11 protein-coding genes are annotated in these 11880 nt (G+C 63.7%); 8 read left to right on the top strand and 3 right to left on the bottom strand.

Annotated elements, in window-relative coordinates; genetic code table 11:
* Window positions 1–114: 114 nt before the first annotated feature.
* A complete protein-coding gene (locus H2510_RS02840; protein ID WP_186626824.1) occupies window positions 115–891 on the top strand; it encodes an acyltransferase in 777 nt (258 codons plus the stop codon).
* Here the strand turns inward: H2510_RS02840 and H2510_RS02835 are convergent.
* The 3 genes from H2510_RS02835 to H2510_RS02825 are packed head-to-tail and all read right to left on the bottom strand — an operon-like array spanning window position 874 to window position 4494.
* Window positions 874–2121: a glycosyltransferase family 4 protein gene (locus H2510_RS02835; RefSeq protein ID WP_186626823.1), complete on the bottom strand. Its 1248-nt coding sequence runs from the start codon at window positions 2119–2121 to the stop codon at window positions 874–876. The two genes, H2510_RS02840 and H2510_RS02835, sit on opposite strands and share 18 nt — an antisense overlap.
* Before the next feature lie 46 nt (window positions 2122–2167).
* Window positions 2168–3667, bottom strand: coding sequence for a glycoside hydrolase family 57 protein (locus tag H2510_RS02830; protein WP_186626822.1), 1500 nt, complete (start codon window positions 3665–3667; stop codon window positions 2168–2170).
* An 11-nt stretch (window positions 3668–3678) separates the two neighbouring features.
* Complete coding sequence (locus H2510_RS02825) at window positions 3679–4494, bottom strand: methyltransferase domain-containing protein (RefSeq protein WP_186627135.1); 816 nt, start codon at window positions 4492–4494, stop codon at window positions 3679–3681.
* Between the two features lie 282 nt (window positions 4495–4776).
* Here H2510_RS02825 and H2510_RS02820 point away from each other — a divergent pair, with 282 nt between their 5' ends.
* From H2510_RS02820 to H2510_RS02790, 7 genes are all read left to right on the top strand, one after another.
* The gene (locus tag H2510_RS02820; RefSeq protein WP_084348522.1) at window positions 4777–5577 is read left to right on the top strand and encodes an electron transfer flavoprotein subunit beta/FixA family protein; all 801 of its coding nucleotides are present in this window, start codon (window positions 4777–4779) and stop codon (window positions 5575–5577) included.
* A gap of 43 nt (window positions 5578–5620) precedes the next feature.
* The gene (locus H2510_RS02815; RefSeq protein ID WP_186626821.1) at window positions 5621–6577 is read left to right on the top strand and encodes an electron transfer flavoprotein subunit alpha/FixB family protein; all 957 of its coding nucleotides are present in this window, start codon (window positions 5621–5623) and stop codon (window positions 6575–6577) included.
* A 160-nt stretch (window positions 6578–6737) separates the two neighbouring features.
* Window positions 6738–7559: a GNAT family N-acetyltransferase gene (locus tag H2510_RS02810; RefSeq protein WP_186626820.1), complete on the top strand. Its 822-nt coding sequence runs from the start codon at window positions 6738–6740 to the stop codon at window positions 7557–7559.
* Window positions 7556–8437, top strand: coding sequence for a lysophospholipid acyltransferase family protein (locus H2510_RS02805; protein ID WP_315901185.1), 882 nt, complete (start codon window positions 7556–7558; stop codon window positions 8435–8437). Before H2510_RS02810 ends, H2510_RS02805 begins: the two co-directional genes overlap by 4 nt.
* 65 nt (window positions 8438–8502) lie before the next feature.
* On the top strand, window positions 8503–9741 hold the full coding sequence (locus H2510_RS02800) for a cysteine desulfurase family protein (RefSeq protein ID WP_186626819.1): 1239 nt from the start codon (window positions 8503–8505) through the stop codon (window positions 9739–9741).
* A complete protein-coding gene (gene mnmA, locus H2510_RS02795) occupies window positions 9741–10832 on the top strand; it encodes a tRNA 2-thiouridine(34) synthase MnmA (protein ID WP_186626818.1) in 1092 nt (363 codons plus the stop codon). The genes H2510_RS02800 and mnmA overlap by 1 nt, the downstream gene beginning before the upstream one ends.
* Complete coding sequence (locus tag H2510_RS02790) at window positions 10829–11848, top strand: methionine synthase (protein WP_186626817.1); 1020 nt, start codon at window positions 10829–10831, stop codon at window positions 11846–11848. The genes mnmA and H2510_RS02790 overlap by 4 nt, the downstream gene beginning before the upstream one ends.
* Window positions 11849–11880: the final 32 nt, after the last annotated feature.

The following is an 11880-nucleotide window of genomic DNA, read 5'->3' as shown; positions in this document are numbered from 1 at the left end:
GATCTCGCGTCGCGGCCTCTCTGGCGATCTCGTGTGTCCCACGTATCGACGGCCGTCGGAAAGCTTGGACGGCCAAGTTGGATTGCGAGAGCACCGAAACTAGGGTGAGGCGTTATGACGAGCATGTGGAACGCACCGCTGCGTACGCGGTGGCGTGGTTCGAGACGACGCGACCCCGACCAGGCACAGTTCCTCACGCTCGACTCACTGCGATGGATCCGCCAAAACAAGGCGTACACGCCGTGGTACCTAGTCCGGTACTACCGTCTGGCCCGGTTCAAGATGGCGAACCCACACGTGATTCTGCGGGGCATGGTGTTCCTCGGTAAGAACGTGGAAATCCACTCGACTCCGGAGCTGTCGCGGCTCGAGATCGGTCGATGGGTCCACATCGGCGATGGCAACGCCATTCGGTGCCATGAGGGATCGCTGCGGATCGGTGACAAGGTCGTCTTCGGCAAGGACAACGTCGTCAACGCCTACCTCGACATCGAGATCGGTGCGTCGACACTGGTCGCGGACTGGTGCTACATCTGCGACTTCGATCATCGGATGGACGACGTCACGATGCCCATCAAGGATCAGGGAATCGTCAAGGGACCGGTCCGGATCGGTCCGGATACCTGGATCGCGGCCAAGGTGACAGTGCTGCGGGAGACGCGTGTCGGGCGAGGCTGCGTCCTCGGTGCACACGCCGTCGTCAAGGGGGATATACCCGACTACAGCATTGCAGTGGGCGCGCCCGTCAAGGTCGTGCGCAATCGGAAAGTGGACTGGGAAGCGGGCGCGGCCAAGCGCGCCGAGTACATCGCCGCTCTCGAGGACATTGCCCGCAAGAAGGCGCTCACGGCGGCCGAGGCGGCTCGGGACGACTCAACCACGTTCGGGTAGCGCCCGCTCGACGATATTCGGCCGTGCCAGCGGGAACCGAACCTTGCGCTTTGCCGAAAGATAGACCTGCGCTGTCGATTCGGCCACGTGTTTCCAGTCGAAATCGACGGTGAGGCGTTCTCTCGCTGCTGAAGCACGCGCCTGGGCTGCGTCGACGTTGTCGAGCACGTTCCGGACGGCGGCCGTCAGCCCGGCGACGTCAGCCGGTTCGAACGACAACCCGGTCTGCCCGTCCACGATCGCCTCGCCCAGCCCACCCGCGGTCGATGCAACCAGCGGCGTGCCTGCTGCCGCAGCCTCTAGCGCGATTATCCCGAAAGGTTCGTATCGGCTCGGGAGCACGATGGCGTCGGCACTGTGGAGGGCGCCGAGTAGATCTGCGTGACCGAGGGTGCCGAGGAAAGAGACCGCACGGGCGACGCGGTGGGTCCGTGCCAGCTGCGCGAGCCAGGTGAATTGTGTTCCCTCCCCGGCAATGTGCAACGTGGTACCAGGGTGAGAGCGTCGGATGCGGGGGAGTGCGGCGATGGCGTCCTGAATGCCCTTCTCGTACTCGAGTCGCCCGACGTACAGCAACGTCGCAGGCGTCGACCGCGGCTCCCGTAGCCGGAAGTTCCACGCACGAATGTCGATTCCGTTCCTGATGACGGTGACCGCGGCGTCTGGAATGTCGAAAAGTCGGGTCACCTCGTCCTTCATGGATGCCGAGCACGCGATGACGGCGTCCGAGTCGTTGGCGAGCCACCATTCGATCGAGTGCACCTGCCGATTGACCGGACCCGAGATCCAGCCGCTGTGCCGTCCCGCCTCGGTGGCGTGGATGGTGGACACCAGCGGGACGTCGTAGTGCTCGGCGAGGGTGATGGAGGGGTGAGCGACGAGCCAGTCGTGTGCGTGGACGACGTCGGGTTGCCAGCCTTCACCGAGCCCTGGTTTACCCAACGCGATTCCTGCCCGAACCATGGCGTGACCCATCGCCAGCGTCCATGCCAGCATGTCTTCACCGAAGACGAAGTGGGCAGGATCCTCGGCCACCGCGACCACGAGAACACCGTCCTCGATGTGGTGCGAGGTCGGATGTGTGGATGCATCGGTACCGGTGGGACGGCGTGAGAGAACGACGACCTCGTGACCGGCGCGTACGAGTTCGGTCGCGAGATGGTGGACATGTCGACCGAGCCCGCCGACGACGACCGGTGGGTACTCCCACGACACCATCAATATCTTCACTTTGACGTTCCCCTCCGTACAGCCCCGTGTCCAGTGTGTATGTGGCCTACCGACGACCACTCGGTAGGCGCCGGGCATCGAGCGCAGGAAACAGTCCGTCTGCTCGATTCCACTGCGCCGCGAGCCGCTTCGCTGCCGCGTCGTGCCCCTGGTTCACTGCGTCGGCGATCTCCCGGAGAGCGTGCGCGTGGACGTGCGCTCGTTCGCGGGCATAGCCGGCGGCAGTGTCCTTGCTGACCATGAAGGCCCAGTCGCTGGCTACCGCCATGAGTGTCTCACGCAGCATCTGGTCGTTGATCCGGTTACGCAATTCGGGCTGTCCTGGAATCGACGCGTTGTCGCGAGACTTGTCGACAGTATCGAGCGCGGCCGTCACGACCTCGGCGTTGAGTGCAACCAAGTCTTCGACGGCATCTCCAGCCCAGACCCGCCAGTCCTTGCCCGAGCCCCACGACGAGTCCTCCAGCTCGACCGGGGATCCGACGTAGCCCCTCGATCGTGCATCGTCGAGGGTGCCGACGTCGATTCCGGCTTCGGGTAGTGCTCGCAGAACCCGTTCGAGCCAGACCGGACCCTCGAACCACCAATGGCCGAACAGTTCGGTGTCGAACGCGGCCACCACGAGAGCCGGTCTTCCGGCACGAGCCGATTCGGCGCGTAGGCGTTGTCGTATCGCATCGACGAAATCCACCACGTGGCGATCGATGGCCGCGGATGCGAGCTCCGGGTCGTACGGTGCCTTGTCCGCAGAGTCCACGTTTCGACCCGTCACCCGTGAAGATTTGAGTCCGGTCGCGTGGTCGTAGGTGTGAAAATCGCGATAGGCATTGTGCCCCGGGTATCCGGATTTGGGTGACCACACCCGATAACTCACCTGAAGATCCCGCCCGAACGCGACGACATCGGAGTCTCGGACGGATCGGCCCACTGTCGTGTCGCCGCGCAACGCCGGCCCGTCGACCATGAAGTGGGTGACCCCTGCCTCGTCGTATTCGACCTCCATGCCAGGGGTGTACGCGCACTCCGGTGCCCAGAGGCCGTTAGGCCTCGTGCCCCAGCGTGACTGCGCATCCGAGAGCCCCTCCGCCAGTGAGAACTGGCGCAGGCGTGGATCGAGCAGCGGAGTGAAGGGATGGGCGAGTGGACCACCGAGAAGTTCGATGGTGCCCGCATCGACGAGTCGACGAACGACTGCGGAACCGCCGTGACGCCACTGCGTTTCGAAAGTGTCCAACGCCGATGCGGCAGCGCGATGTTCGCGAATCGCCAGCGCCCGATCGGTCGACTCGTGGGCGCGCAGTTGCCAATTACCGAGCCAGTGGTGCATTCCGGCGAGGCTGTGCGGATCGTCGAGTTGCGCAGCGAGTACCGGTGTGATGCCCAGTGACAACAGGTTGTGACGTCCCTCACTTGCCAGTCGCGTCAGCATCTCGGTCAACGGCAGATACGACGCAGCCCATGATTGATACAGCCATTCCTCGCCGACGGGCCACCGGCCGTGGTTGGCGAGCCAGGGGAGATGGGAATGGAGTACCAGAGAGAACATCCCGGGTTCTTTCACCCGCTTACCGAACTCACGTGTGTCGAGTCGGGTTTCACCGCAATCGCAACGAGGTCGAGGCTGGCGTCGATGTTTTCCGGAGTGAGATCGAAATCAGCGGTCGTCACGGCAGCGACGTCCGCAGTCAGTTCCGCAGGCCAAGGCTGGCCTGCTAGAGCGCGTTCGATCTGCGCATCGATGAACGAACCGCCGTGTTTTGCGTCCAGCGCGCGCAGGGCCGCACCATGGTGGACCCCGGTCATCTCCTCGACGCCGAAACGCGCATCTTCGAGGAGCTCAGTGAGTTCGGTCGCGTTCAGTTCGCGGGTGTGAAACGGATTGAGCGGCGTGTCGCGGCCGGGGGAGAACGTGATGCGGTTGGGCGTGGAGATCAGCAGCAGGCCGCCGGGAGCCAGCACGCGGAAGCACTCGTCGAGAAACTGCGCTTGGTCCCAGAGATGTTCGATGACCTGAAAGTTGACGACGACGTCGACGGAGGAATCTTCGATGGGCAACTGCGCGAGGTTGCCGCGCAACATCGCGATTCGGGGATAGCGAGCAGCCACGTGCGCTGCTGCGGACGCGTCGTAGTCCAGTCCGATGACGGTCTTCGCGAGCGCGGCAATCATGTTGGCGCCGTAGCCCTCTCCCGATCCTGCTTCCAGGACCGTGCGGTTTGCGCAGTGACTCGCCAGTCGCTCGTACACGATTTCGTGTCTACGGAACCAGTAGTTCTCCTCCGCTATGCCGGGGACCGTCCGTTCCCCGGTGAGAGGGAGCGGCTGAGCCGCATCGGTTGGCAGCGGCCGAGCCGCATCTGGGGCCGGGTTCATCACCGTGGGTGTCGCTGCCGAGGCTGCGTTCGAAGAATCGCTCACCGACGAGAGGTTAGTGCCTACGGGATCGGTTCGGCAGAGAGTGGTCACTTGGTCCGGTGCGGTCGGATGTATGGTCAATCGGGAAACGTCGTAAGTTACCCGCCAGTAACTTGGTATGAGGTAATCTTCGGCAGAGTCGTAAGAACTGCACTGCGGTGCTGCACCGAAGCGGCATTGCAATAACACCGAACGAACATTCGATACAGCGGAACATGACCAGGAGGTCGACGCAGACCCATGACGAACATCGTTGTTTTGATCAAGCAGGTTCCCGACACGTGGTCCGAGCGCAAGCTGACGGACGGTGACTTCACTCTTGATCGTGAAGCAGCCGACGCAGTGCTCGACGAGATCAACGAGCGCGCAGTCGAGGAAGCTTTGCTCATCAAGGAGTCCAAGGGCGGCGAGGTGAAGGTCCTGTCCGCAGGCCCCGACCGCGCGACCGACGCAATCCGCAAAGCACTCTCCATGGGTGTCGATAGCGCCGTCCACCTCAACGACCCGGCCCTCCACGGCTCGGACGCGATCCAGACGGGCTGGGCCCTCGCGGCTGCGCTCGGTCAGATCGAGTTCGAAAACGGTGAGCCGACAGAGCTCATCATCGCGGGCAACGAGGCAACCGACGGTCGTACCGGCGCTGTTCCGGCGATTATCGCCGAGTACCTCGGGATTCCTCAGCTGACGCAGCTCCGCAAGCTGACGATCGACGGTGACACCGTCTCCGGTGAGCGCGAGACCGACGAGGGCATCTTCGGCCTCGAGGCCACATTGCCTGCGATCGTCAGTGTCACCGAGAAGATCAACGAGCCGCGATTCCCGTCCTTCAAGGGAATCATGGCAGCGAAGAAGAAGACTGTGCAGACGCTCACGCTGGCCGAGATCGGTGTCGATCCCGAGACCGTCGGCGTCGAGAACGCCGGCACCACCGTGACTTCGTCCACTCCGAAGCCTCCCAAGACTGCGGGCGAGCGGGTCACCGACGAGGGCGACGGCGGCGACAAGATCGCGGCGTACCTCGTGGGCCAGAAAATCATCTGAGCACACACCCGAAGCAACGCAGACCACAAGAGGAGAGCAAGAAATGGCAGAAGTACTTGTGCTCGTCGAGCACGCAGAGGGAACGCTCAAGAAGGTCAGTCTCGAGCTCATCACCGCTGCACGCGCACTGGGTGAGCCGTCGGCAGTCGTAACCGGTCCGGCCGGCACTACCGACAAGCTGGCCGACGCGCTGACAGAGGCCGGCGCCGAGAAGATCTACGCCGCCGAGTCCGAGGACATCGACGGCTTCCTTCTCACACCGAAGATCGATGTTCTGTCGAGCCTCGCGGAGTCCGTGAGCCCGGCAGCGATCATCACTGCGGCCAGTGCCGAGGGCAAAGAGGTTGCAGGCCGTCTGGCTGCGCGCCTGGGATCCGGGCTGCACTCCGACGTCGTCACCGTGAACGGTGACGGCAGCGCCGTGTACTCCATCTTCGGTGGCGCGTTCACCGTCGAGGCCAAGGCCAACGGCGACGTTCCCGTCATCTCGGTTCGCCCCGGTGCAATCGAAGCCGAGCCGAAGGCCGGCGCGGGCACCCGCGAGACCGTCGAGGTCCCAGCCCAGGAAGAGGGCGTGACCAAGGTCACCTCGCGTGACCCGATCGTCGGTGGCGACCGTCCGGAACTCACTGAGGCGAAGGTCGTTGTCTCCGGTGGCCGTGGCGTCGGTAGCGCAGACAAGTTCAGCGTCATCGAAGAACTGGCCGATTCGCTCGGTGCCGCCGTCGGCGCATCGCGCGCAGCGGTCGACTCCGGCTACTACCCGGGCCAGTTCCAGGTCGGGCAGACAGGCAAGACCGTCTCACCGCAGCTCTACATTGCTCTCGGAATTTCCGGTGCCATCCAGCACCGCGCGGGCATGCAGACTTCGAAGACGATCGTCGCGATCAACAAGGACGAAGAGGCGCCGATCTTCGAGATTGCCGACTACGGCATCGTGGGCGACCTGTTCAACGTTGCACCGCAACTCAAGGATGCAGTGAAGAAGCACAAGGGCTGACAGGCTCTGTAATTCTCGAAGAATGTCCCCGCCGTCCTCGCGACTGCGGGGACATTCTTCTGTGACCACCAGTTCGCAGAATAAGCAGTTCACACGACGGCTTTGGACGCGTCACCCGCTGGATGCGTTGACGCCGCACCGAGTCGTTAGACACAGCATCATGGCCACCTCAGTCATGACTTCGCACCTCTCGACCGCTCCGTTCACCGACCGCTACACGGTGGTGATGGAAACCGACAAAGACCACCGCGAAGCCGCACAGCGCCTTCGCTATGACGTGTTCGCGGCCGAACCGGGCTTTCGAATGCCGAGTGATTCCGATGGACGCGATGTCGATCGATTCGATGAATACTGCGACCACCTACTCGTTCGCGACAATCTGAGCGACTCCTTCGTCGGGTGTTACCGAATGCTCCCTCCCGACGCCGCAATCCGGGCCGGTGGCTACTACACCGAGACCGAGTTCGACATCACCGCGCTGGATCCGATGGGTGCCAGGGTCGTCGAAATGGGCCGAGCCGTCGTACATCCCGACCACAGATCGGGATCCGTTCTGGGTTTGATGTGGGCCGGAATTCTGCATTATCTCGAGGTCACCGGGCTGCAGTCGGTGATGGGTTGCGTGTCGGTACCTATGCAGTGCGGGGATACGGAACTGCCCGGCGCGAACGTTCGTGGGGTGCGTGATCTCCTCCTCGATCGACATGGATCCCCCCTCGATCGGCGGGCTGTGCCGTACAACCCTGTCGTCGTCGACGGAAGATCGCTCGACGACATAGTCAGTCCTGCCCGGATTGCGATTCCGCCGCTGCTGAAGGGCTATCTGAGGCTCGGTGCCACGGTATGCGGGGAACCCGCTCATGATCCGGCATTCGCAGTTGCCGATTTCGTTGCGCTCCTCGGTCTGCAGCAAGCGAATACGCGCTACCTGGACCGGCTTCGTAGCGCTGCGGAAACGTTCGAGAGGAAGTCGAGCGCGTGAGCGAGCACTCCTGGATGCCGTCGAGTCCGTGCGGAGACCGATGCATTCCGCGCAACTCGGAATCCATCCGGCGGATCGGAGTGGTGGTGCGGACCGCATCGGCGTTGTTCGCCATCGGATTGGTGCCGCTGCTGATCCTGATCGGTCTGTTCTGGCCGCGTGTTCGTAGCGGAGCGGCGACAATCGGCGCCAGGTTGTTGTTGGCGGCGGTCGGCATCGGTCTCCGGGTGGAGGATCTTCGATCCGACCGTGAGGCCTCGCGCACTCGGAACGGTTCGCTGGTGGTAGCCGGCCACGTCTCCTGGGCCGACATCCTGGTGTTGACCGCGATTCGCCCCGCCAGATTCGTCGCTCGGGGAGATCTGGTCGACTGGCCCGTCCTCGGACTCCTGGCGCGGTCGATGAAGGTGATTCCCATCGATCGAGGCAAGCTTCGCGCACTTCCCGGGACAGTCGATCAGGTATCGGCCACGCTGCGTGACGGTGGCTCGGTCATCGTGTTTCCCGAGGGAACGACGTGGTGTGGACTTGCATACGGATCGTTCCGGCCCGCCATGTTCCAGGCCGCGATCGATACCGAGACCTGGGTGCAGCCGGTTCGTCTGCGATATGTCGACACCTTTCGCGATCAGACGACGACGTCGACGTGCTTCGTCGGGGACGAGACCATCGGTAGATCGATCGGACGTATTTTCCGGTTGAAGGGCATAGTGGCGGAGGTCGCACTACTCGCCCCGCAGGCCCCGGGAAACGATCGACGCGATCTCGCGCGTCGATGTGAGGACTCGGTCAGGGCCGATGACGTGCACGACCGGCGTCTACATCCGATAATCGAGCGCGCGGGCATCGATCCGAAGGCCACGCCCACGCGCAGTTGACGCACTCCGGTCCCGGTATCGCGTGCGAAGGGCAACGGCGATGACCCGCTATCCTGGTAATCGTTATGCCCTCTGCCCGCAGTTCGGCTGCTATCAACTCGACGAGTCCTCCCGTCTACCTCGATCACGCAGCGACGACACCGATGTCCGCCGCCGCGATCGAGGCGATGACTGCTGCTTTCTCGACAGTCGGCAACGCGTCGTCCCTACACGGTTCGGGTCGTGCGGCCCGACGCCGTGTCGAGGAGTCGCGCGAATCGATCGCTGCAGACCTCGGCGCGCGGCCTTCAGAAGTGATCTTCACCTCAGGTGGCACCGAAAGCGACAACCTCGCCGTGAAGGGAATCTTCACAGCCCGACGCGACGAAGACTCCCGTCGGACCAGGATCATCGCCGCATCCGTGGAGCACCACGCCGTGCTCGACGCAGTGGAATGGCTCGTCGCGCACGAAGGCGCTCAGGTGACGTGGCTACCGGTCGACGAGTCGGGGTACGTGCATCCCGACGTACTACGCGCTGAACTCGACGTAAGCGCGAGCGAGACTGCGCTGGTCACCGTCATGTGGGCGAACAACGAAGTCGGCACCATCATGCCGATCCGAGCTCTCGCGAGTGTTGCTCGCGAATTCGATGTGCCGATGCACAGTGACGCCATTCAGGCAGTTCCACATCTGCAGGTCGACTTCGCTGCCAGCGGGCTGTCCGCGCTCAGTATCGCGGCCCATAAATTCGGTGGCCCGCAGGGCGTCGGAGCATTGCTACTCGGACGGACCGTCCCCTGCGTTCCGCTGCTGCACGGTGGCGGCCACGAACGTGACGTTCGATCGGGCACCCACGACACAGCCTCCATCGTTGCCATGGCGGCAGCGCTGAGGGAGGCTGTCGACAATCGTGAGCAGCAGCACGAAGCGCTGTCCCGTTTGCGCGATCGTATGATCGTCGGGGTCCGAGCGATCGATCCCGAGGTGATCGTCAACGGCGCCGTAGGCGAAGGTGGCCTGGCTGGCATCGCACATTTCACTTTCCCTGGTTGCGAGGGCGATTCGCTGTTGATGTTGCTCGACGCCGCCGGGATCGAATGCTCGACGGGGTCTGCCTGCACGGCAGGCGTTGCAAGCGCCAGTCATGTGTTGATAGCGATGGGCGCGGACCCGTCGACCGCGCGAGGGTCGTTGCGGTTCTCGTTGGGAGCCGGTTCTTCCGACAGTGACATCGACGCCCTCCTGGCGGCGCTGCCTCAGGTAATCGAACGTGCCCGCGCTGCGGGACTTGCGAGCGTAGGAGCTCGGGGAGGACATCGCTGATGCGTGTTTTGGCAGCAATGAGTGGCGGAGTCGATTCGGCGGTCGCGGCGGCTCGGGCCGTCGACGAGGGACATGATGTCGTCGGAGTACATCTGGCGTTGTCCAGCGAGCCCGGGACGCTTCGCACAGGCTCACGTGGGTGCTGCTCGAAGGAAGACGCCGGTGACGCACGCCGCGCTGCAGACGTCCTCGGTATCCCGTTCTACGTCTGGGATTTCGCCGACCGCTTCAAAGAAGACGTCATCGACGATTTCATCGAATCCTATGCCGCGGGCGAGACGCCTAATCCGTGCTTGCGCTGCAACGAGAAGATCAAGTTCTCCGCGCTGGCCGACCGCGCACTGGCGCTCGGCTTCGACGCCGTCGCAACGGGTCACTACGCGCAACTGCACAATGGTGTCCTGCGCCGAGCGGTCGATGCCGACAAGGACCAGTCGTACGTACTTGCCGTTCTCACCGAGAGCCAACTCTCTCGCGCGATGTTCCCGATCGGTGACACACCGAAGTCGGAGATCCGCGCCGAAGCGGCCGAGCGGGGACTCGCTGTCGCCGACAAGCCGGACAGCCACGACATCTGCTTCATTCCGTCAGGTGACACACGAGCATTCCTCGGTGCCACGATCGGAATCAGGCCGGGCAAGGTCGTCGACGCCGACACAGGCGCCGAACTGGCCGACCACGACGGAATACATGGATTCACCATCGGTCAGCGCAAAGGCCTGGGTGTCGAGGGACCTGCAGCAGACGGGAAGCCGCGCTACGTGACGGCGATCGAAGCCGAGAGTGGCAACGTGATCGTAGGTTCGGCGACGCGTCTGGATGTGTGGGCTATCACCGGTGAGCGCGCAGTGTGGACACAGGGAACCGCGCCGATCGGGCCGATCGAGTGCGTCGTGCAAGTTCGCGCGCACGGCGGGTTGACCGACGCTGTAGCCGAGGCCACCGCCGACGGAGGCATGGACATCACTCTTCGTGCACCGCTCACTGGCGTTGCACGGGGACAGGCTGCCGTTCTGTATCGCCGGGATATGGAGGGAGACATCGTAATCGGGAGCTCCACGATATCCGGCACTCGTTCCGAGAACGTGTGACCGCGGGCGTTTTCAGCTCCCTCTCGACCGGTATCGGATCGTGGCCTGGCGTCGACGTTCGTGAGGCCTGCGCCGTCGTCCTCGGGGAGTTGCCGGTTCTGCCGCATCTCGTAGAACTTCCCGCCCGTGGCATCGGGGCCGACATGATCGGTCGTACGGGTGCCATCATGGCGGACATCGAACTGGATGTCCGAACCTCGGGTTACCGTGTCGCTCAGCGTAAGTCGCTCACCGGACGGCGTGCTGCGGACCTACTGCGCGAGGATCTCGATGTTCTAGAAGAGCTTTGGGAGACGGGCGGTTTCGCGTCCTCTGACCGCCGGTTGAAAATTCAGGTCGCCGGCCCGTTCACCATGGCTGCGCAGGTGGAGCTTCGGTCGGCCCATCGCGTGCTGACCGACCGTGGCGCGGTGCGCGACTTCGCCGGATCGCTGGCAGAGGGTGTCCGGCAACACTGTGCGGAGATATCCGCGCGCCTCGGCGTAGAGGTAGTCGTCCAACTCGACGAACCGAGTCTGCCTGCGGTGCTGGAAGGTTCACTGAGTGGAGTGACGATGCTGGATTCGGTGCGCGCCATGCCCGAGCCCGACGCGCTGGATCTGCTCGACACCGTCATCGCTGGTATCGGCCTCCCGGTTGCCGTCCACTGTTGCGCTCCTGCCGCTCCGCTCGAGTTGATTCGTCGCAGTGCCGCGCAGGCTGCGGCAATCGACGTCTCCTTGCTGCGATCACGCGATCTCGATGCTGTGGGTGAGTTTCTGCAGGCGGGAAAGACGCTGATGTTGGGATTGGTACCCGGTGTCGCCCCGGATCGGACGCCGAAGTGGCGTGAGGTGGCGACACCTGCGGTGACGCTCGTCGACCGGCTCGGATTCCCGCGGTCCGTGCTCGCGACACAGATCTCCGTGGTGCCTGCGTGCGGTCTGGCGGAGGCGACGCCCGACTGGGCTCGCACGGCACTGGCTCTGGCGAAGGACGTCGCAGACGCCTTTCAGGATGCGCCCGACTCCCTGTAACGCTTTCGGTGCGTCATCGGTGTCGGTCGGGT

Source organism: Rhodococcus sp. BP22, from assembly GCF_014281965.1.
Taxonomy (GTDB): domain Bacteria; phylum Actinomycetota; class Actinomycetes; order Mycobacteriales; family Mycobacteriaceae; genus Rhodococcoides.
Note: the sequence above shows the minus strand (reverse complement) of the source record. Positions and strands in the feature narration are given on the sequence as shown.